Source organism: Pseudomonas sp. P4_B4 (assembly GCF_056402255.1).
Map to the genome: position 1 here is coordinate 42,210 of NZ_JBFUHS010000011.1, position 22,146 is coordinate 64,355.

Annotated in this window: 16 protein-coding genes, 1 tRNA gene and 1 pseudogene; 4 read left to right on the forward strand and 14 right to left on the reverse strand. The window is 61.1% G+C overall.

Going from position 1 to position 22,146, the window contains the following annotated elements; all coding sequences use genetic code 11:
* The first annotated feature begins 132 nt into the window (after positions 1-132).
* Positions 133-2,661: a PepSY domain-containing protein gene (locus AC1DVE_RS13965; RefSeq protein WP_223534471.1), complete on the forward strand. Its 2,529-nt coding sequence runs from the start codon at positions 133-135 to the stop codon at positions 2,659-2,661.
* A 55-nt stretch (positions 2,662-2,716) separates the two neighbouring features.
* On the opposite strand, the gene AC1DVE_RS13970 is transcribed toward AC1DVE_RS13965, so the two are convergent.
* The 4 genes from AC1DVE_RS13970 to ptsP form a co-directional block, all read right to left on the reverse strand.
* Positions 2,717-4,258 carry an alkaline phosphatase D family protein gene (locus tag AC1DVE_RS13970; RefSeq protein ID WP_223454147.1) on the reverse strand — a complete coding sequence of 514 codons (1,542 nt, stop codon included), beginning with the start codon at positions 4,256-4,258 and terminating at the stop codon, positions 2,717-2,719.
* A 195-nt stretch (positions 4,259-4,453) separates the two neighbouring features.
* Entirely contained in the window at positions 4,454-6,193 is a 1,740-nt protein-coding gene (locus tag AC1DVE_RS13975) for a PTS fructose-like transporter subunit IIB (protein WP_223533530.1), read from the reverse strand.
* A gap of 11 nt (positions 6,194-6,204) precedes the next feature.
* Entirely contained in the window at positions 6,205-7,146 is a 942-nt protein-coding gene (pfkB, locus tag AC1DVE_RS13980) for a 1-phosphofructokinase (RefSeq protein ID WP_223454152.1), read from the reverse strand.
* Positions 7,146-10,007 (reverse strand): phosphoenolpyruvate--protein phosphotransferase, encoded by a 2,862-nt coding sequence (gene ptsP, locus AC1DVE_RS13985; protein ID WP_223454154.1) that lies wholly within the window; start codon positions 10,005-10,007, stop codon positions 7,146-7,148. Before ptsP ends, pfkB begins: the two co-directional genes overlap by 1 nt.
* A gap of 290 nt (positions 10,008-10,297) precedes the next feature.
* Here ptsP and cra point away from each other — a divergent pair, with 290 nt between their 5' ends.
* The gene (gene cra / locus AC1DVE_RS13990) at positions 10,298-11,293 is read left to right on the forward strand and encodes a catabolite repressor/activator (RefSeq protein ID WP_223454156.1); all 996 of its coding nucleotides are present in this window, start codon (positions 10,298-10,300) and stop codon (positions 11,291-11,293) included.
* Positions 11,294-11,296: 3 nt separating this feature from the next.
* Positions 11,297-12,073 (forward strand): TatD family hydrolase, encoded by a 777-nt coding sequence (locus tag AC1DVE_RS13995; RefSeq protein ID WP_223454158.1) that lies wholly within the window; start codon positions 11,297-11,299, stop codon positions 12,071-12,073.
* Here the strand turns inward: AC1DVE_RS13995 and AC1DVE_RS14000 are convergent, their stop codons facing one another.
* From AC1DVE_RS14000 to ampD, 5 genes and pseudogenes are all read right to left on the reverse strand, one after another.
* The gene (locus AC1DVE_RS14000) at positions 12,074-12,463 is read right to left on the reverse strand and encodes a hypothetical protein (protein ID WP_223454159.1); all 390 of its coding nucleotides are present in this window, start codon (positions 12,461-12,463) and stop codon (positions 12,074-12,076) included. It abuts the gene before it with no gap.
* Positions 12,464-12,722: 259 nt separating this feature from the next.
* Positions 12,723-13,652, reverse strand: a complete 930-nt coding sequence (locus AC1DVE_RS14005) for a methyl-accepting chemotaxis protein (protein ID WP_411741646.1) — start codon at positions 13,650-13,652, stop codon at positions 12,723-12,725.
* Positions 13,629-14,720: pseudogene (locus AC1DVE_RS14010) on the reverse strand (methyl-accepting chemotaxis protein); the annotation flags it as partial. The pseudogene AC1DVE_RS14010 and the gene AC1DVE_RS14005, both read right to left, overlap by 24 nt.
* 362 nt (positions 14,721-15,082) lie before the next feature.
* Entirely contained in the window at positions 15,083-15,919 is an 837-nt protein-coding gene (gene ampE, locus AC1DVE_RS14015; protein ID WP_223454163.1) for a regulatory signaling modulator protein AmpE, read from the reverse strand.
* Positions 15,916-16,476 (reverse strand): 1,6-anhydro-N-acetylmuramyl-L-alanine amidase AmpD, encoded by a 561-nt coding sequence (ampD, locus tag AC1DVE_RS14020; protein WP_223454165.1) that lies wholly within the window; start codon positions 16,474-16,476, stop codon positions 15,916-15,918. Before ampD ends, ampE begins: the two co-directional genes overlap by 4 nt.
* 253 nt (positions 16,477-16,729) lie before the next feature.
* Here ampD and nadC point away from each other — a divergent pair, with 253 nt between their 5' ends.
* Positions 16,730-17,578, forward strand: coding sequence for a carboxylating nicotinate-nucleotide diphosphorylase (nadC, locus tag AC1DVE_RS14025; RefSeq protein WP_008047437.1), 849 nt, complete (start codon positions 16,730-16,732; stop codon positions 17,576-17,578).
* Positions 17,579-17,654: 76 nt separating this feature from the next.
* Here the strand turns inward: nadC and AC1DVE_RS14030 are convergent, their stop codons facing one another.
* From AC1DVE_RS14030 to truB, 5 genes are all read right to left on the reverse strand, one after another.
* Positions 17,655-17,960 (reverse strand): DUF6388 family protein, encoded by a 306-nt coding sequence (locus tag AC1DVE_RS14030; RefSeq protein WP_223454167.1) that lies wholly within the window; start codon positions 17,958-17,960, stop codon positions 17,655-17,657.
* Positions 17,961-18,290: 330 nt separating this feature from the next.
* Positions 18,291-18,366, reverse strand: a tRNA-Thr gene (locus tag AC1DVE_RS14035).
* A 138-nt stretch (positions 18,367-18,504) separates the two neighbouring features.
* On the reverse strand, positions 18,505-20,610 hold the full coding sequence (pnp, locus tag AC1DVE_RS14040) for a polyribonucleotide nucleotidyltransferase (protein WP_007915263.1): 2,106 nt from the start codon (positions 20,608-20,610) through the stop codon (positions 18,505-18,507).
* Positions 20,611-20,816: 206 nt separating this feature from the next.
* Positions 20,817-21,086 carry a 30S ribosomal protein S15 gene (gene rpsO, locus AC1DVE_RS14045; RefSeq protein ID WP_003177875.1) on the reverse strand — a complete coding sequence of 90 codons (270 nt, stop codon included), beginning with the start codon at positions 21,084-21,086 and terminating at the stop codon, positions 20,817-20,819.
* Positions 21,087-21,228: 142 nt separating this feature from the next.
* Complete coding sequence (gene truB, locus AC1DVE_RS14050) at positions 21,229-22,146, reverse strand: tRNA pseudouridine(55) synthase TruB (RefSeq protein WP_046038714.1); 918 nt, start codon at positions 22,144-22,146, stop codon at positions 21,229-21,231.

A 22,146-nucleotide genomic window follows, 5' to 3' on the forward strand; every position in this document is an offset into this window, starting at 1 on the left:
ATATTGGCAGTGGGTCGGGCCCCGTTCATCCACATGAACGGGGCTTTTGTGTGTAAAAAAGAATGCTTCTCGACAACCCCACGGCATAATGCGCGCCGTGGTGAATCAATTTGAACGAACAAGGCGAGCGACGTGTTGAAGAAAACCCTGTTCCAGTTGCACTGGATTTTCGGCATCAGCGCCGGGCTGGTCCTGGCCCTGATGGGCATCACCGGGGCGGCGGTGTCGTTTCAGGATGAAATCCTGAGCACACTCAACCCTTCAGTATTGCAGGTCGAAAAACAGGTCGCCGGTGTGCTGCCGCCTGCCGAACTGGTGGAGCGAATCGAAGCCGTGTCGGGCAAAAAAGTCTCGATGCTCACGGTGGAAACCGACAGCGGCAACGCCGCCAAAGTGTGGTTCACCCCGCCGCCGGGTGAACGCCGTGGCGAAATGCGTTACTTCAATCCGTACACGGCCGAGTTCCTCGGCGATGCTACCGGCCAGGACTTTTTCGGCCTGATGCTGCAATTGCACCGCTTCCTCGCCATGGGCGACACGGGTCGGCAGATCACCGGCGCGTGCACGCTGATTCTGGTGTTCTTCTGCCTGTCCGGCCTGTACCTGCGCTGGCCTCGCCAGTGGAGAAGCTGGCGTGCCTGGCTGACCCTGGACTGGAAGAAAAAGGGCCGCAGCTTCAACTGGGACCTGCACTCGGTGGCCGGCACCTGGTGCCTGGTGTTTTACCTCCTAGCGGCACTGACCGGGTTGTCCTGGTCCTACGAGTGGTACAACAAGGGCCTGACCCGGTTGCTCTCCGACTCACCGCAGAGCGAACACGTTCGCGGCGGACGCGGCCCTGCGCCAAGCGGTCCGGCACCGACGGCCGATTACGCGGCGATGTGGAGCAGCATCTACAGCGCGGCCGGTCCGCAACTCAGTTCCTATAACGTGCGCATGCCACCAGTGGCCGGCCAACCAGCGACCGTTTACTTCCTGCTGAAAACTTCGCCTCACGACCGCGCCCTGAACCAGATCACCCTTGACCCGGCCACCGGCGTGGTCAAACGGGTTGATCGCTACAGCGACAAGAGCCTCAAGGCGCAGCTGCTGACTAGCATCTATGCGCTGCACGTCGGCAGTTACTTCGGCATCGTCGGGCGCATCATCCTGACTCTCACCGCGCTGACCATGCCGCTGTTCTTCGTCACCGGCTGGATGCTGTACCTGGATCGTCGGCGCAAAAAACGCCAGATCAAGGATGCGCGCAAAGATCTCGTGCAAACCGCCAGCGACGCACCGGCGTGGCTGATCGGCTTCGCCAGCCAAAGTGGTTTTGCCGAACAGTTGGCATGGCAAACCGCCGGGCAATTGCAGGCCGCTGGCTTGCCCGTGAAAGTGCAGCCTTTGGCAGATGTCAGCGAGCAGGACTTGCATGAATCGAACAATGCCTTGTTCGTGGTCAGCACCTTCGGCGACGGCGAAGCACCGGACAGCGCCCGCGGGTTCGAGCGCAAGGTACTGGATCGGACACCGAGCCTGGGACGCCTGAATTACGCCGTCCTTGGGTTGGGCGACCGGCAGTATCAACACTTCTGCGGTTTCGCCAAACGCCTGCACGCCTGGCTGGGCGAACATGGCGCAAAGACCCTGTTCGCCCCGGTGGAGGTCGACAGCGGTGACCCTTATGCCTTGCGTCACTGGCAGCAGCAACTGGGCCTGTTGACCGGACAGGCCCCCGTGGATACCTGGCAAGCGCCCAGCTACGACAACTGGACCCTGCTGCGTCGTGAACTGCTCAACCCGGACAGCAGTGGTTCGCCGGTGTACTTGTTGGGCCTCAAGCCTCCTTCCACCAGCAGCTGGCTGGCGGGCGACCTGGTGGAAGTGATGCCGCGCAATTGCCCTTGGGCCATCGAACATTTCCTCGACGGCCTGGGGATCCACGGTGAAACCAAGGTGCAACTCAACGGCCTGGAAGAAACCCTCGAACAGGCCCTGGCCAGCCGCCAGTTGCCGGAGAACCGCGCCCATCTGGTCGGGCTGCACGCCCAAGCGCTGGCAGAAGCCCTCGTGCCGTTGGCCATGCGCGAGTATTCCATTGCGTCGATCCCGGCCGATGGCGTACTGGAATTGATCGTGCGCCAGGAAGTGCATGCCGACGGCAACCTCGGCGTCGGCTCCGGCTGGTTGACCGAATACGCGCCGGTGGGCAGCTCCGTTAGCTTGCGCGTTCGGCGCAACAGTGGTTTCCATCTGCCGGCCCAACCGGTGCCGATGATCCTGCTGGGCAATGGCACGGGGCTGGCCGGGTTGCGCAGCCTGCTCAAGGCCCGGATTGCCGATGGTCAGCAACGTCACTGGCTGTTGTTTGGCGAGCGCCATCGCGAGCACGACTACCTGTGCCGAAAGGAGCTGGAGGAGTGGCTGATCAATGGTGATCTGGCGCGCCTCGACCTGGCGTTTTCCCGCGACCAGGCCGAAAAGATTTACGTACAGGATCGCCTGCGTGAATCGGCAGCCGAGCTCAAGAAGTGGCTGGCGGACGGTGCGGTGATCTACATCTGCGGCAGCCTTCAAGGCATGGCGTCGGGCGTGGACCAGGTGCTCAACGAAGTGCTGGGCACCGCCGAAGTGGAGCGCCTGATCGAACAGGGCCGCTACCGCCGCGACGTGTACTGATTCACCACATCCCAATGTGGGAGCGGGCTTGCTCCCACAGGGGGTCGTGTGCTGGTCAAACCGGCTGCAACTTCTGCTCGAATACGGACACCCCGTCCAGATCCCTCAACACCACGCTCAACTCCCCCGTTTGCCCATCGATATTCACCTCGCCAAAAAACTGAAACCCGGCAAACGGTGAGACGTTCTGCGCAGGTGGCGCTTTTTCGAACACCACTTCAGGGCCGAAGGTTTTGTCCAACTGGTTCGGTCCGAAACTGCCGGCGTTCAATGGTCCGGCGACGAATTCCCAGAACGGTTCGAAATCCTGAAACGCCGCCCGATCCGGGTGGTAATGATGGGCCGCGCAGTAATGCACATCCGCCGTCAGGAACAGAAAATTGCGCACCTGTTGTGCCCGCAGAAAGCCGAGCAATTCGGCGATCTCCAGTTCGCGCCCCTGGGCCGGGCCGGGGTCACCGTTGGCCACGGCTTCCCAGCGCGCAACACCGGGGCTGACTTCACCGTCGGGCACGCCGAGGCCAATAGGCATGTCGGCGGCGATGACTTTCCATTGCGCGTTCGAGGCCTGCATTTCGCGCTTGAGCCAGTCCAGTTGCTCACGACCGAGGAAGGGTTTTTCAGCGCCCAGATTGTCATCGTTGGCCCCGCGATAACTGCGCATGTCGAGCACAAAAACATCGAGCAGCGGCCCGTAACCGAGTTTGCGATAGATCCGCCCGCCGCCATCGCCACTCTGCAAACGCATCGGCGCGTATTCGAGCCAGGCCTGGCGTGCGCGGCCCACCAGGCTGTGGATATCTTTGTCCTGGTAACGCGCATCCAGCTGCTTGCCCGGCGACCAGTTGTTCACCACTTCATGGTCGTCCCACTGCCAGATCTGCGGGACCTCGGCGTTGAAGCGACGGATGTTTTCGTCCATCAGGTTGTAGCGATAGTTGCCGCGATACTCATCGAGGGTTTCGGCGACTTTGCTCTTGGCCTCGGTAGTGATGTTGCGCCACACCCGGCCGCCTTCTGTGGTGAGCTGTGCCGGGATCGGGCCGTCGGCGTAAATGGTGTCGCCGCTGTGGATAAAAAAGTCTGGCAGACGCAGGCGCATTGCTTCGTAGATGCGCATGCCGCCAATGTCCGGGTTGATGCCAAAGCCCTGGCCGACGGTGTCGCCGCTCCAGACAAAACGGATGTCACGGCGGGCCTGCGGCACGCTGCGCAAGTGACCGAACCAGGGCTCGCTGGCGACGCCGCTCTGGGCGTCTTCAAACTGCACGCGATAGAAAATCGCCTGCTCGGCGGGCAGCCCGGTGAGTTCGACCCGGGCAGTGAAATCGGTGCGCGCATCGGCCAGCGGCGAGACGAATCGCCGGGGGTTGGGAAACAGGCTGCGGGTGTCCCACTCCACCACCATCCGTGCGGGGCGGTCGCAGCGGCTCCAGATGATCGCCCGGTCGCCCAGCAGGTCGCCGGACTGCACGCCGTCGGTGAGTTGCGGCCGATCCTTGACCGAAGCGATCACCGCCGGCGCCAGCCCCGGCAACAACAGCCCGGCGCCAACCGCTTGCATGACACGACGGCGCCCGAGGTTGAAATCGCTCATGGTGTTCTCCCTGAAATGGAAAACTAAAGCATGGACCTATGACCCTGGCATGACAAAAATCTTCCCAACACCACAGATCCCTTGTGGGAGCGGGCTTGCTCCGGGCGGCGTTCCGACGAAGGCGTCGTGTCAGCCGAAATACGCTTTGCTGACACTCCGCTTTCGCGAGCAAGCCCGCTCCCACAGTTAATGGTGTCAGGCCCTGGCCGGCTCCAGTGCCAACTCCACTGCCTCCGACCGCTTGACCAGCGCATACACCACCGCCGTCAACAGGCTCCCCGCCACAATCGCCAACAAGTAAAGCAGCGCATGGTTGATCGCATTCGGGATCGCCAGCACGAACAACCCACCGTGGGGCGCCATCAATTTACAGCCGAAATACATCGACAACGCACCGGTCAGCGCACCGCCGGCGATGCTCGCCGGAATCACCCGCAGCGGATCTTTCGCCGCAAAAGGAATCGCCCCTTCGGAAATGAAGCAGAGCCCCAGCACCAGCGCCGCTTTACCGGCTTCGCGCTCAGTCTGGGCGAACTTGCGCCGGGCAATGAACGTGGCGATGCCCAAGCCGATCGGCGGCACCATGCCGGCCGCCATGGTCGCCGCCATCGGCGCGTAACTCTGCGACGCCAGCAAGCCCACCGAGAACGCATAGGCCGCCTTGTTGATCGGCCCACCGAGGTCGACGCACATCATGCCGCCCAGCAGCACCCCAAGCAGAATCGCGTTGGTGGTGCCCATGCTGTCGAGGAAATGCGTAAGCCCGGCAAGCATCCCGGCGACCGGTTTGCCGACCACATAGATCATCACCAGACCGGTGAACAGACTCGCCAGCAGCGGAATGATCAGGATCGGCTTCAGCGCCTCAAGGCTCTGCGGCAAACGCGCATATTTATTGATCGCCCTGGCTGTATAACCGGCAAGAAAACCGGCAATGATCCCGCCGATGAAACCGGCACCCAAGGTGCTCGCCAGCAACCCGCCGATCATCCCCGGCGCGAGGCCCGGACGGTCGGCGATGGAATAGGCGATATAGCCTGCCAGCAGCGGCACCATCAGCTTGAACGCGCTGTCGCCACCAATCTGCATCAACGCCGCCGCCAGCGTGCCCTCTTCCTTGAACGCGGTGATGCCGAACACGAACGACAAAGCGATCATCAAGCCACCGGCCACCACCATCGGCAACATGTACGACACGCCCGTCAGCAGGTGTTTATAGACGCCCGTCTTCTCCTGTTTGCCCGTTGTTTTGGCAGCGCTCGATGCGCTTTCCTGCTGGCCTTCGGCCAAGGCCTTTTTCAAGGTCGCTTCGGCTTGCTTGAGGGCAATGCCGGTGCCACAGCGATAGATTTTCTTGCCGGCGAAACGCTCGGTGGCGACTTCGATATCGGCCGCCAGCAGCACCACATCGGCCTCGGCAATCGCTTGTGCGCTCAATGGATTGCGCGCGCCGACCGAGCCCTGGGTTTCCACTTGCAAGTCATAGCCCAGGCGCTTGGCCGCTTGCTGCAAGGCTTCGGCAGCCATGAACGTGTGAGCTACGCCCGTCGGGCAGGCGGTGACCGCCACCAGTCGCGGCGTGTTCTGGACAACCGCCACCGGTTCGACAACGGTCTCTTCAGCGGCGTAAACCTGAGCGTCCTGCGCTCCACGCCGCAGCACGGCTTCCACGTCCTGCAGGGCCTGGGCCGGAGTGCTCTGGAATAGCCGTTTGCCGACAAAGCGCGACATGTCCACCGGCGCGCTGGTCACCAGCAGCACCCACTCGGCCGAGTCGAGGGTGGCCGCCGACAGTTGTTTTTCGGGATGCGCGGCATCGGTGACTTCGACACTGGTGCTCCAGCCCTGACGCTGGGCCGCGGCATCGAGCAGCCGGGCACACAGCACACTGGTGACCATGCCATTCGGGCAGGCCGTAACGATGGCTAACTTCATGACAAACCCTCTTATTGTTCTGTCAGGGGACGCACGCGCACACCCTGTTCAAGCTGCGCAAGTTGCGCTGCATCGCCAATGCCGAAACCGATCTGGGTCACTGCCATCGCGGCAATCGCCGTGGCGGTGCGCAAGGTCTGCTCCGGCGTATCGGCACTGAGCAAACCGTGGAGTATCCCCGCCAGCAACGAATCACCTGCGCCCACCGTGCTGGCGACGCTGACCTTGGGTGGCGTGGCATGCAGCGCCGAGCCGACGCTGAACCAGTTCACACCCTCGGCACCATGGGAAATCACCACATGCTCGATGCCTTGGGCGTGCAATCGCTCCGCCGCTGTGGCCTGGGCGCTGACCGACACGACCTCGCAGTCCAGCACCTCGGCCAGCTCTTCAGTGTTGGGTTTGATCAGCCACGGCCCCGCTTTGAGCGCTGCACGCAACGCCTCGCCGCTGGTGTCGAGGGCGACGTTCAGGCCCAGGCTCTTCAAGCGCAAGATCAACGCCTGCAACCATTGCGCGCTGACGCCCAACGGCAAGCTTCCAGCGACCACCACCGCATCGTGCCCCGGGGCAATCTGCTCCAGTCGATCCATCAAGGCCTGCTGCGCCGCTTCGCTGACCTGCGGCCCCGGCCCGTTGATGTCGGTGATGCGGCCGTCGCTTTCCGCCAGTTTGATATTGCTGCGGGTCTCGCCCGGAACACGGATGAAGGCATCGACAAAACCGCGTTTGGCGAACAATGTTTCGAACGCTTGCAGGTTGTCTTCGCCAAGAAAGCCACTGACGGTCAGCTGATGCCCGAGGTCCGCCAGCACTTGCGCCACGTTCACGCCTTTGCCGGCGGCGTGGGTGTGCATCACATCGCTGCGGTTGACCTGGCCGGCTTCAAGGCGCGGCAACTCGACGGTCAGGTCCAGCGCCGGGTTGAGGGTCAGGGTAAGAATCCGGGCCATTACAGGGCCTCCACTAATGCGCGCACTTCATTGGCGCTGCCCAAGGCCAGTGCCTGGCGGGCAAGGGTTTGAGTCTGAGTGAAGCCCAGTTCGCGAATCCGCGCCTTGACTTCGGCAATGCTGCGCGCCCCGACGCTGAGCTCATCCACCCCGAGGCCGACCAGCACCGGCACCGCCAGCGGGTCGGCCGCCAGCTCACCGCACACACCGACCCATTTGCCGTGGGCATGGGCCGCGCGCACGGTGATGTCGATCAGTTGCAGCACCGCCGGATGCAAGCCATCGGCCTGGGCCGACAGCGTCGGATGGCCACGGTCGATGGCCAGGGTGTATTGGGTCAGGTCATTGGTACCGACGCTGAAAAAGTCGACCTCTTTGGCCAGCACCGGCGCCAGCAATGCCGCCGACGGCACTTCGATCATGATCCCCAGCTGCAGATCGGCGACCGGGATTTCCTGGCGCAGGCGTTCGGTCATGTCACGGGCCTGGCGCCACTCGTCGACGCTGCCCACCATCGGGAACATGATCCGCAGCGGCCGGTTGTCGGCAGCCCGCAGCAAGGCGCGCAGTTGCGCTTCCATGATCTGCGGGCGCTGCAAGGTCAGGCGAATGCCGCGCACGCCGAGGAAGGGGTTTTCTTCCTTCGCAATCGGCCAGTACGGCAGCGGTTTGTCGCCACCGACATCGAGGGTACGCACCACCAACGGCCGCCCGGCCAGACCGTCGAGGACGCGGCGGTACTCGGCTTCCTGGGTCGCTTCGTCGGGCGCCTGTGGGTGGGCCATGAAAATCAGTTCGGTGCGCAACAGGCCAACGCCTTCGGCGCCCTGCTCGACCGCGCCGGTCACACCAGCGCTTTCACCAATGTTGGCGAACACTTCGACAGCGTGGCCATCGGTGGTCAGCGCTGGTTGATGGCGCCGCTCCGCAGCCGCCTTCAAGCGTTGCTCGCGGGTATCGCGTTCGGCCGTGGCGCGTTGCAAGGTCGCCGCGTCAGCGTCCACATGCAGGCGACCACGCTGGCCATCGAGCAGCAACGGCGTGCCCGGCGCCAGCAGCAGCACGCCGGGGCCGGCGCCGACCAGTGCCGGAATGCCCAGGGCCCGGGCAACAATCGCACTGTGCGCCGTAGCGCCACCCCGGGCGGTGAGAATCCCCGCCACGCGAGCCGGATCGAGACGCGCGACGTCGGACGGGCCGACCTCGTCCATCACCAGAATGTACGGTTGATCCGGTTCGCTCGGGGTTTCGATGCCGCTGAGCTGCATCAACACCCGACGCCCGATGTCGCGCAAGTCGGCCGCACGCTCGGCGAGCAAGGCATCCTGCAACGCTTCCTGCTGCCGGGCCGCCGCTTCAATCACGGCCATCCACGCCGCCTCGGCGCTTTCGCCCTGCTTGAGGCGCGTATCGACCTCATCGGTCAGTTCCGGGTCGTCGAGCATCTCCTGGTGGGTGATGAAGATTTCGCGGATGGCTTTGCTCCTGCTGCGCTCGATCAGGCCCTGGATGTCACGGCGTACCTGCGCCAAGGCTTGCTGGAGGCGCTCACGTTCGATGCCAGCGGACTCGCCGCGCATCGGGTAATCGATGGTTTGCAGCACTTGAATATGCGCCGGGCCGATGGCGATCCCCGGCGCGGCGGCAATCGCCTGGACCACACTGCCTGACACCGGGGCGAGCACCACTTCGGCCATATCGGCGACGACTTCGCGCGCCTGGCTTACCGGCGGCAGCGGTTCGACTTCTTCACCGAGGCCTTCTTCGATGGCGGCCAACAAGGCCGGCAACGCATCAGCCGCGATGCCCGGTTCGGCGATGATTTCCAGGACCTGCCCCCGACGGGCGCCGAGGCTGAGCAACTTGCTCAAGCTCTTTACCGACACCGCGCTGTCGTGGCCATCGACGATCCGCACGCGGATGTCACCGTCAAAACTCTTTGCCAGTTGCGCGAGGATTTTCGCCGGCCGCGCATGCAAACCATGGGCGTTGGCCAGCGCAATTCGCGCGCTGGGCCAGTCGGCGGGCACTTCACCACCGAGCACTTCGAGGACCTTGCGGCTGCTGGTGGCGCGCCCCAGTTCATGGCCACGCCCTTCGATCAACAACGCGCACAGGCGTTCGAGCAGGGCTTGATGGGCCTCACCGAGGCTGGCCAGGCAGAACAGTCCATTGAGTGGCTGGCCGAGATAGCGCAGCGGTCTGTCCGGGGTGACGAAGGCCAGGCCCGGGCGCTTCACCGTCTGCTCGCTGTGCAGCCACCACAGGCCATCGCCCAGGGGCAGCGCTTCAACCTGCTGCAGCACGGCGGAGAAACCGTTGCTCACGCAGTCGGCCTGCCGCAACAGACGTGCGCCGCGCCAGACCAACTCTTCGAAATCTTCGGCCGCCACACCGAGGCCGATCATCTGCGCATCCAGCGCCAGCTCCTGCGGCGCGCCTTGCAGCAACTTCAGCAAGGCTTCGGCGGAACCGGCGCGACGCAGGGCCTGGCCCAGGTCAGTCTCGCCGAGTGCGCGGGTGAGCAATTGCAAAAGGCGCAGGTGTTCATCGGATTTGGCGGCGATACCGATCGCCAGGTAAACGATATGACCATCGCCCCAGTCCACGCCGTCAGGGAACTGCATCAGGCGCACACCGGTGGTGAACACCAGGTCGCGGGTTTCGGGCGTACCGTGGGGGATGGCAATACCTTGACCGAGAAAGGTCGAGCCCTGGGCTTCCCGCGCCTGCAAACCGGCGAGATACCCCTCGGCAACCAGGCCGTCGGCGACCAGATGCCGGGCCAGCAATTGCAGCGCTGCGGACTTATCCACAGCCGATTGGCCCATGGAAATCTGCTCTACAGTGAGCTCGAGCATGCTTTCTCCTTTTTGGCGCCTTGGGGCACCAGGTATTGTTTTGAATGAGTCAGCTTAGGCGCTTGGTCATCGCTTTTGGCGGTTTCACGGCAGAACCGGCCAAAGGCGTCTAAAACGTAGAAAATACGCCTGCTGAAACGTTTAATCTAGATCGATTGGCACGTTACCCGATATTGGCCCATCCTAGAAGTCCAACTTGTCGGATGCGTTGCGACAATGGTCGCCTGCCTTAATCGGTTAGGATTGACGAAAATGTCGAGGCAATCTCGAAAAAACAAGGAAACAGCGGGTTGAAACTCAGTGATATCGCCCAGTTGGCCGGTGTGTCCGTCACCACCGCCAGCTATGTCATCAATGGCAAGGCCGAACAACAGCGCATCAGCAGCGCCACCGTCGAACGCGTGCGCGCGGTCGTCGAACAACATGGCTTCACGCCTAACCCACAGGCTGCCGGTTTGCGCAGCCGACACACCCGCACGTTGGGGTTCATTCTGCCGGATCTGGAAAACCCCAGTTACGCGCGAATCGCCAAATTGCTGGAGCAAGGTGCGCGAGCCCGGGGTTATCAGTTGCTGATCGCCAGTTCCGACGATGCACCGGACAGCGAACGGCAATTGCTGCAACTGTTCCGCGCCCGGCGCTGCGACGCACTGATCGTTGCCAGCTGCCTGCCGGCCGGCGACGACAGCTATCGCCAATTGCAGGCCAAGGGCATTCCGATCATCGCCATCGACCGGGTCATGGAACCCGAGCATTTCTGTTCGGTGATCAGTGACGACCGCGAAGCCAGCCTGCAACTGACCCGCAGCCTGCTCGATCCCTTGCCCAAACAGATCGCACTGATCGGTGCCCGCCCGGAGCTGAGCATCAGCCAGGAACGCTCCGCGGGCTTCAAAGAGGCGCTCGTCGGGTTCAACGGTGAGGTGCTGATCGAAGAAGGCGAGTCCTTCAGTCGCGAGTGTGGCAAACAATTGATGGAAGAGTTGCTGCAGCGCCTAGGCCATTTGCCCGAAGCCCTGGTGACCACATCCTACGTGCTGCTTCAGGGCGTGTTCGATGCGCTGCACGACTTCCCGCTGAAAAACCGCCCGCTACGCCTCGGCACGTTCGGCGACACCCAGTTGCTGGACTTCCTGCCGCTGCCGGTCAATGCCATGGCCCAGCAACACCAGTTGATTGCCGACAAGGCCCTCGTACTGGCCCTGGCAGCCATCGAGCAGTCGGATTACCGGCCCGGCGTGCAAGCCATCGCGCGCACGTTCAAGCAGCGTATTCGCCAGGATTGAACCGTGGAGCTGATCGACACTCACACCCATCTGGATTTTCCAGACTTCGACGCCGACCGCCAGGCGCTGCTGGCCGAAAGCCGCGCCCTCGGGGTGCGGCGGATCGTGGTGCTGGGGGTTTATCAGGCCAATTGGCAGCGAGTCTGGGAGCTGGTGCAGAGTGATCCCGACCTGCACGCCGCGTTCGGATTGCACCCGGTGTATCTGGACGATCATCGCCCGCAACACCTGAGCGAACTCGCTGACTGGTTGACCCGCCTGGCTGGCCATCGGCAACTGTGTGCGGTCGGCGAGATCGGCCTGGATTACTTCATCGAAACCCTGGACCGCGACCGCCAGCAGGCGTTGTTCGACGCGCAATTGCAACTGGCGGCGGACTTCGACCTTCCGGCCTTGATCCATGTGCGGCGTAGCCATGCGGCGGTGATTGCTACGCTCAAACGCTTTCGCCTGAAACGGGCCGGCATCATCCATGCCTTCGCCGGCAGCCAGGAAGAAGCGCGGGAATACATCAAGCTCGGTTTCAAACTCGGCCTTGGTGGTGCCCCGACCTGGCCGCAGGCGCTACGCATGCACCGCGTGCTCGGCGGACTGCCACTGGATTCGGTGGTGCTGGAAACTGACTCGCCGGACATGGCCCCTGCCATGTTCCCCGGCCAGCGCAACAGCCCGGCACACTTGCCGGCGATCTGCACAGCACTCGCGCAATGGATGGCGATCAGCCCGGAACGACTGGCGGCGGCCAGCACCGCCAACAGCTGTGAAGTGTTCGGCTGGTAATCAGTCGACGTGAACCCTGGCAGCTTCCAGGATCAGCGTCAGGTGCTGGCGCCGGCGGAAATAACGGATCACCGCGAAGTACACGAATATGACGATCAGCGAAGCATTCAGCTGTTCGATGACGCTGAGCATTCCCACCCACTCCATCACCAACGCCACCAGCAAGGCGATGCAGACCATCATCCGCAGGCTGGCGCGCAACAGCGAAAAAGAGTCGAGCGACTTGAAGCGCCTGATCTGTTCCGGACAACGTAACTGAACGTGTTTCTGGCAGTGGGCACAGGCAAACGCCTCATTGATCGCAATGGCATTGAGTTGCCAGGGTTGAAGCAGCAACGTGCGCTGACAATGCGCACAGCGTCCCTGGACTCCTATTGTTGCAGCAGACATGAGCAAGCCTCCTCCAGGCGGTAAGCCTCGTTAATCTTCCTTGATTGAACTCCAAATGCCAGCGCACGAAGAGAATCAGGATAACTCCCACCTGGAAAGGGAAAAAGTATTACGAAACTTTCCGACAGCACACCAAAACCTGTGGGAGCGGGCTTGCTCGCGAAGACGGAGGTACATACAAAATCAATGTGACTGAAAGACCGCTTTCGTCGGATCGCCGCCCGGAGCAAGCCCGCTCCCACAGGGTCCCTGGACGCCTTTAGACCCGGAATGCACTGATCAACTGTTTCAACTCCACGACCTGAGCCGACAACGCCCGGCTGGCATCTTCGGTCTGATGCGCACCTTCAGCGGTACGCTCGCCGGCGCGATTGATCTCGACGATGTTCTGGTCGATGTCGTGGGCCACGGCGGTTTGCTGCTCCACGGCGGCGGCAATCTGCTGGTTCTGGTCGACGATCATGCCGACCGCTCCCAGAATGTTTTCCAGCGCCCGCTGGACCTTCTCCGACTGCCCCACCGTGCCGTTGGCCATTTCATGGCTGGTGCCCATGGCCTTGACCGCCGCGCCGACACCGCCATGGAGCCTGGCGATCATCTGCTCGATTTCTTCGGTCGATTGCTGGGTTCGTTTGGCCAGGGTCCGGACTTCATCGGCCACCACGGCGAAACCACGGCCCTGTTCACCGGCCCGTGCGGCTTCGATGGCGGCATTGAGCGCCAGCAGGTTGGTTTGCTCGGCGATGCTCTTGATCACTTCGAGCACGCGGCTGATGGACTGGCTGTCGCTGGCCAGTTGGTTGATCACCAGTACAGATTGATCGATCTCGCTGGCCAGCGCGGCAATACTGCCTTGCTGCGATTCCACCAGACCGCGACCACTGATGGTCTCGTCGTTGACGCTGTGGGCACTGCTCACCGCGGCGGCAGCACTGCGCGCCACTTCCTGGGAAGTGGCCGACATCTGGTTCATCGCCGTGGCCACTTGTTCGATCTGCGTGCGCTGCCCGGCGACAGCCTGGTTGCTTTGCGCGGAAACGTTCTCCACTTGCCCGGCCTGACGCTCGACTTCGCTGACGGTCTGCCCCACCCGCTCGATCAGGTCATGGATTTTTTTCACCGTGCCGTTGAACACCTCGCCCAACTCCCCCAGCTCATCGCGACTGTGGGCGCTGAAGGTCACGGTCATGTCGCCGGCCGCCACCTTGTCCATCACCGCCCCCAGGCGCTTGAGCGTGGTGCGGGTCGAGGCATAGAAAGCGCCGTAGAGATAAAAGATCAACACAAACACGACTGACAGCGCCACGGCCTGCAAGACCATGTGCGTGCGGTTCTGGTCCAGGCGTTGCTGCAACTGCGGGCCCAGATACTTCAGGGTTGCTTCGTTGAGTTGGTAGGTCTGGTCCATCAGGCCGCTGACCTGATCGTAAAAACCCTGCCACGGTGCGTCGAGGGTATCGGCCATGACCACTTGTTCTTCGAACAGCTCGCTGGCTTTTTTCAGGGATGCCCGGCTGCTATCGGCCTGAGCGGCCAGGGTATCGCGTGCGGCTTTGCTGGAACCCAGGGCATCCTGCAACTTCAGGCCATACTCGGCCTGGAGCTTTTCAATCTGCGCCAGCAATTCATCGAAACGGGTACTCGAAGCCGAGTTGATGAATCCCTGCCCCAACGAATAAGAACCCATTGCCCGACCTTCGCCCAGGATCTGGGTGACCCGTGGAGTGACGAGGGTGACGAGCTCGCTCAACTGGCGCATGTCGCTCTGGTTGTCGCGACTGAGGCCGGATTGGCTGGTGATGAGCTGGCTGAAAATCTGCGCGCTGCCCACCAGCTTGCCGATCAAGGCACTTTTGCTTTGCAGGGAGTTTTCCGTTTGCTGGGCCTTGAACGCGGCGATCATTTCATCGCGTTTGCCATCAAACACCGCGACCTGCTCCGGGTCACTGGTCATCGCCGTCAGCCCTTGCAGACGAGTCAGAATATTCTGCTCAAGGGTGCTGATTTTCGATTCGACATTGCCGGCCTTGCCGGATTGGCCGAGGCTGACATTGATCTGCACCAGGTTGTTCAGGGTTTCCAGATCGCGCCGCAACGTCAGGCTGCTGCCCAACAGGTCGAGGCTTTGTAGTTCGATGCGCGTGCCCTGGAATTCGCGGTAGGAGTCACGCACCAGATAGAAGTTGGTCACCAGCATCGGCACCAGGAACAGTACGCTGATCAGGCTGAACTTCATGCCGAAGCTCAGGCGGTTCATCAGCGCGACAGCGGGATAGAGCAAGCTCTTCACTGGATGTCTCCCTTCGATTTCTTATTTTTCTTATTGGCAGGCGCAGACAGGCGGCAGATAGCCACTATTCAGCGCTATCTCTGTATAACTTAAATCGGCAGGAGGTTTTGTAACTTAAGGTTAACGACAGGGCGAAGCACTTCGGACAAGTGATCGCCCTGTGGCGAGGGGGCTTGTCGGGCCGCCGCACCGTCCCGTTCGGCTGCGCAGCTGTCGTAGGTCGTAGATCCCCGTTTCAACTGTCAAATCGCCTAGGGCGGCTTCGCCACCCAACGGGGCGATGCGGCGATCCGACAAGCCCCCTCGCCACAAGGGCATTAGCTGCTGGACTAATGCAGGACCGTCCACAACGCAAACCCGGCATACCAGAGCACCGCCGCACGCAACAGCAGCGCCCAGATGCGGTCCAGATTGTTGATACCCTCTGCACCGGCCACCGGTGCCGGAATTTCACCGGCCACCATCCCGACTTTCTCGATCAGTTGCGCGGCGCTGATGTTCCAGTTCAGCAGCTCATGCAGCATGACCCGGCTGACCGCGACAAAATTTCCGACCAACGCCAGGCTCGCCGCCAGCAGGCGCACCGGCACCCAGTCGAAGGCGTGACGCAGTTGCCCGGCGCGCTCGACCAGCGCAGGGCTTTTCCCGTGTTCTTCGGCCAGCGCCAGCAGCCGATAGCTCAGCGCCGCGACCGGACCCAGCAGGAAGTACCAGAAAATCACCGCGAAAAAGCTCTGGTAGGCCTCCCACAACAAATGCCCTTCGACCTGTTCCAGCAGCTGCTCGCCACTGTCTGCGCAGATATCCAGATCGCGCTTGGCGACATGGGCCGCCGCTTGCAGGTCCTCCCGACGCCAGGCATCGCGGAACGGCCCGAGATCGCCCAACAGATCACCGCGTCCGAGGCTGTAAATCACCACCAGCAAATGGATCGGCAACGCCAGCAACCCGTAGGCCACCGGTTCGATGACCAGCAGCAGCAAACCCAGCAACGCCACTGGCAACAAGACCATTACCGACAACACCAGCCATGGCTGGCCAGAAAGTCGCGGGCTGGCCTCCAGCTTGTTCAGTTTGTGTATCCAGCCGCTGTCCCGCTGAACCCGATGACGCAAGGCCGAGAACTTCTCGACCCACACCGCCAACAGCAACACCAGAAAATTCATCGTCCTTCCTCTTGTGCCAGAGCGGCACGATAGCGTGCCCAGTCGAACGCCGGCCCTGGATCGGTTTTGCGCCCCGGAGCAATGTCGCTGTGCCCGCAGATGCGCTCTGTAGTGATCGCCGTGAACGCCTGCTGCAACTGGCGGGTCAGGGCTGTCAATGCGCTGTACTGCGCATCGGTGAACGGCAGATCATCCGTGCCTTCGAGCTCGATGCCCACGGAAAAATCGTTACAGGTTTCCCGCCCCTCGAAGCTCGAGACACCCGCATGCCACGCACGCTCAAGACATGAAACAAACTGGGTGACGTTACCGTCACGTTCAATCAGAAAGTGCGCGGACACCCGCAAATCCGCGATCCCTTCAAAATAGGGATGTTCGGTGACATCCAGACGATTCTGGAAAAACTCCTGCACCTTGCCGGTGGCGAACTGCGCCGGCGGCAGGCTGATGTTGTGGATCACCAGCAGGGAAACTTCGCCTGCGGGGCGCGCATTGAAGTTGGGTGAGGGGCAGACATGCACACCCTGAATCCAACCGTTCGCGGGGTCCAACTGCATACCGACTCCTTCAATCGTCGACTGTGTGGGCACAGTATGCCGTGATAATCCCCCGGGGCGCGATCACTTGCCGCGATTGAGGCGCTGGAGATTGCCGATCTCAAACAGGCGTTTGTTCGGAATCGACGGTCAACGCCGACGACGTCAGGGAATCGACCAAATACAGGCGCCAGTGCCAACGTAACGCTCTGATGCCTTGGGTTGGTCGGCGCCATGGCCCTATAATCGAGCCACTTTGTTTGTGGAGTCCGTTATGCCGAATCTACGTCTCGCCGATCTGACCGCCGAAATCGAAGCCAACGTGCGCCGTGCGTTGCGTGAAGATATTGGCAGCGGCGACATCACCGCGCAGTTGATCCCGGCCGAACGCCTGGCCAAAGCCACCATCATTACCCGCGACGCGGCCGTCATCAGCGGCACCGCCTGGGTGGATACCGTGTTTCGGCAACTGGACCCAAGGGTGGCGGTGCACTGGCAGGTTGCCGACGGTGAACGGGTAACGCCCAATCAGGTGCTGTTCCACCTTGAAGGCCCCGCGCGCTCGCTGCTGACCGGCGAGCGCAGCGCCCTGAACTTCCTGCAATTGCTCTCCGGCGTGGCGACCCGCGCGCAATACCTGGCGGACTTCGTGGCCGAGACTCAGGTCAAGCTGCTCGATACCCGCAAAACCTTGCCGGGGCTGCGCCTGGCGCAAAAGTACGCCGTGACCTGCGGCGGCTGCCACAACCACCGCATCGGCCTGTATGACGCCTTCCTGATCAAGGAAAACCACATCGCCGCCAGTGGCGGCATCGCGCAGGCCATCGCCGCCGCGCACAAGATCGCGCCAGGTAAACCGGTCGAGATTGAAGTGGAAAGTCTGGATGAACTGAAAGAAGCGCTGGCGGCCGGTGCCGACATCATCATGCTCGACGAACTGAGCCTGGACGACATGCGCGAAGCCGTGCGCCTGAATGCCGGCAAGGCCAAGCTGGAGGCCAGCGGCGGGATCAACGAAAGCACGTTGCTGCCGATTGCACAGACCGGGGTGGATTACATTTCGATCGGTGCGATGACCAAGGATGTGAAGGCGGTCGATCTGTCGATGCGCTTGAGTCTCTGAGGAGCAGTTACAAGTGACAAGCTGCAAGCTTCAAGCGGATCTGCTTTGACTTGTAGCTTGCCGCTTGAAGCTGCTGTCAAACCACCAGATTGTTCATCTCGCAGTACTCTTCCCACTCGACGCCCAACACTTCGGCAGCTTCTTTATGCAGCTTCAGACGTTCTGCCTCGTACTCTTCCGGCGTTGAGGTGTACTTGAGCGTCAGTTCCCATGGCTGCAAGCCCTGGGCTTCCGCCTCGTCCTCGAACGCCCATTGAATCTGGTCTTTCTGATCATCGGGACTCAGGTCCTTGATCTCGTCCATCAGTTCGTGATTATCCAGCACGTACTTCTTCAGCGCTTCTTCGTGTCGGGCTTGCTGGGTCATCTCTTTATCGGTCATGGCGTTCTCGCTGATCTGGGAATGGAAGATGGATCTGGATCTTCAAGGATCTCTCTGACACAAAAACCGGATCAAGCCCGGTTTATCTGGCCTTCAGAACCATTCTGGATCATCTGAAAACTGCTGGGCGGTGCTCAGGCAGGCTCCGAATATAGGACGTTTGGCTGCGGATTTACACGTCTCTTTGCATCTCCCCACAAAAAGTTGTGCACACGATGTTTTGATGACGGCGGGAACATAAATTCAGACAGCGATCAGGACCACGAACTCGAGAGCCTCAAGCGCACCGTCGAGGACCTGAGCAGAAAGGTGAAATAACCGGGGGGGATATGGTGCCCGAGACAGGAATCGAACCTGCGACCTTCGCGTTACGAGTGCGCTGCTCTACCGGCTGAGCTACACGGGCGGTGGGCTAAACCTAGCACTGAGTTTCGACTCCGGCAACGTCGCCAGTCATCTCTGTGATCTACAGACAAAAAAATGCCCCACCGTTTTCACGGCGGGGCATTTTTATAACGTTGAAGCGGTCAGGCGTGAGGCGTAATTAAACGCCCGAAGCCTTGGCTGCTGCTACGTCTTTGATGGACAGCTTGATACGGCCGCGGTTGTCCACGTCCAGTACCAGTACTTCCACTTCCTGGCCTTCTTTCAGGATGTCGGTCACTTTCTCAACGCGAGCGTCGCTCAGCATGGAGATGTGAACCAGACCGTCCTTGCCCGGCAGGATGTTGACGAATGCGCCGAAGTCGACGATGCGCTCAACCTTACCAACGTAGATCTTGCCGATCTCGGCTTCAGCGGTGATACCCAGAACGCGCTGACGTGCTGCTTCAGCGGCTTCCTTGGTTTCGCCGAAGATCTTGATCGAACCGTCGTCTTCGATGTCGATCGAAGCCTTGGTCTCTTCGCAGATCGCACGAATGGTCGCGCCGCCTTTACCGATGACATCACGGATTTTGTCGGTGTCGATTTTCATCGCGATCATGGTCGGAGCGTTGGCCGACAGTTCGGTACGCGACTGGCCAATGATCTGGTTCATCTGGCCGAGGATGTTCAGGCGCGCTTCCAGGGCTTGGCCCAGAGCGATTTCCATGATCTCTTCGGTGATGCCCTTGATCTTGATGTCCATCTGCAGCGCGGTTACGCCTTTGGCGGTACCGGCTACCTTGAAGTCCATGTCGCCCAGGTGGTCTTCGTCACCCAGGATGTCGGTCAGGACGGCGAATTTCTCGCCTTCTTTAACCAGACCCATGGCGATACCGGCAACCGGCGCCTTCATCGGCACACCGGCGTCCATAAGGGCCAGGGAAGCGCCGCAAACGGAAGCCATCGAGCTCGAACCGTTGGATTCAGTGATTTCCGAAACCACGCGGATGGTGTACGGGAACACGTCGGCGGCAGGCAGCATGGCCGAAACCGAACGACGGGCCAGACGGCCGTGACCGATTTCGCGACGACCAGCACCACCCATGCGACCACACTCGCCTACCGAGAACGGAGGGAAGTTGTAGTGCAGCATGAACGGGTCTTTCTTCTCGCCTTCCAGGGTATCGAGCAGCTGTGCATCACGGGCAGTACCCAGAGTTGCAACGACCAGAGCCTGGGTTTCGCCACGGGTGAACAGAGCCGAACCGTGAGTCTTTGGCAGAACGCCGACTTCGATGTTCAATGGACGTACAGTCTTGGTGTCGCGACCGTCGATACGTGGCTTGCCGTTTACGATGTTTTCGCGAACGGTGCGGTATTCGATTTCGCCGAAAGCCGCTTTGACTTCGCTGGAAGAAGGCTGGCCTTCTTCACCGGACAGCTTGGCAACGACCTGGTCCTTCAACTCGCCCAGGCGAGCGTAACGGTCGGCCTTGACGGTGATGGTGTAGGCCTGGGAGATCGCTTCGCCGAACTCGGCACGGATAGCGCCCAGCAGTTCGGTGGCTTCTGGCGCAGGAGCCCAGGTCCAGGTTGGCTTGGCAGCTTCAGCGGCCAGTTCTTTGACGGCGTTGATCACAACCTGGAACTCGTCGTGAGCAAACAGTACCGCGCCCAGCATCTGGTCTTCGGTCAGCTCTTTGGCTTCCGATTCAACCATCAGCACGGCGTCCGAAGTACCGGCAACGACCATGTCCAGGCTCGAAGCAGCCTGTTGCTCGTAAGTCGGGTTCAGCAGGTAGCCGGTGCTTTCGTGGAAGGCAACGCGGGCAGCGCCGATCGGGCCATCGAAAGGAATACCGGAGATCGCCAGCGCAGCCGAGGTACCGATCATCGCAGCGATGTCCGGATCGGTCTTCTTGCTGGTGGAAACGACGGTGCAGACAACCTGCACTTCGTTCATGAAGCCTTCCGGGAACAGCGGACGGATCGGACGGTCGATCAGTCGGGAAGTCAGGGTTTCTTTCTCCGAAGGACGGCCTTCGCGCTTGAAGAAACCGCCAGGGATCTTACCGGCAGCGTAAGTCTTTTCCTGGTAGTGAACAGACAGAGGGAAGAAGCCCTTGCCTGGATCGGCTTGTTTTGCACCGACTACGGTCACCAATACGCTGACGTCGTCGTCAACGGTGACCAATACTGCGCCGGAGGCCTGACGGGCGATACGGCCAGTCTCGAGGGTAACGGTCGACTGACCGAACTGGAATTTTTTGATTACCGGGTTCACGGTGTCCTACCTTCTTTGTGGCTCTTGGGGGAACTGGTTTCTTGCGAAATTCTTGGGCAATGTCGGGAATCGGCCCGACTGGCTTGTCCAGGTGTTACTCAGGCAAAGCAGGTATCCAGATAAAACTTGAGGCTGGGAGCCTGCCATGCGCCGGCGGGAAACCCGCTGGTGCACGACAGACAACCAACCTCTAGCGCAATCGCTTATTAGCGACGCAGACCCAGGCGACCGATCAAAGTCTGATAGCGACCCAGATCCTTGCCTTTCAGGTAGTCCAGCAGCTTACGACGCTGGTTAACCATGCGGATCAGACCACGACGGGAGTGGTGATCTTTACCGTTGGCCTTGAAGTGACCTTGCAGCTTGTTGATGTTGTGGGTCAGCAGTGCAACTTGCACTTCTGGCGAACCAGTGTCACCAACAGCTTGCTGGTAGTCAGCTACGATTTGAGCTTTTTCTTGAACGTCGAGAGCCATGAGGCAATCCTTTTATCAGGAAACTGTTTCAGAAAAACAGTTTCAACAGGCCAGGGACAAATCCCTGTATCTAAAAATGAGTAGTGACCGTGCCTGTTGACAGCCACCCTCGCCAGCCTGCTGTTACACAGACTGGTTTCGGTCACTCTGACCGAATCAAACGACGCGGCGCGATGCGCCCGTCTTCGCTCACTTCACCGATACCGATGAAGCGACCATTGTGATCCTGTACCCGCACCATGCCGAACTTCGGAGCATCCGGGGCACGTACCGGCTGGCCGTTGAGCCAGTAGAACGCACTCGCTTCCGAGAACTGCAACAGTGGCCAATCCAGCAGGCCGCTGTCCGATGGCATCAGGAAGCGATCGACCGCTTCGTTGCCGCCTTCGGCATGTACCGCTTCCAGCTCTTCGAGGGTAACCGTCTGCGCCAGGGTGAATGGCCCGGCCTGGGTACGTCGCAGTTCTGCAACGTAAGCGCCACAACCGAGTTGCTCACCGATATCCTCCACCAGGGTGCGGATATAGGTGCCTTTAGTGCAATCCACCGCCAGCCGCGCAGTATCACCTTCGAAGGCCAGCAATTCCAAGCGCGTAATAGTAACAGAACGCGGTTCGCGCTCCACTACTTCGCCTGCACGAGCCAGCTTGTACAGCGGCTGGCCATCACGCTTGAGTGCCGAGTACATCGGCGGTATCTGACTGATTTGCCCACGAAATTTCGGCAGTACAGCCTCGACATCGGGGCGACCAACGGTCACCGGGCGTTCCTGCAAAACTTCACCTTCGGCATCCGCCGTGGTGGTGGTCTTGCCCAGTTGCGCCAGGGTTTCATAACCCTTGTCGGAATCGAGCAGGTATTGCGAGAACTTGGTGGCCTCGCCGAAGCACAGCGGCAACACGCCGGTGGCCAAGGGATCGAGACTGCCGGTATGACCTGCTTTTTCGGCGTTCAGCAACCAGCGAACCTTCTGCAAGGCCGCGTTGGAGGTGAACCCCAGCGGCTTGTCGAGAAGGATAATGCCGCTGACGTTACGACGGATACGTTTGACCTGAGCCAC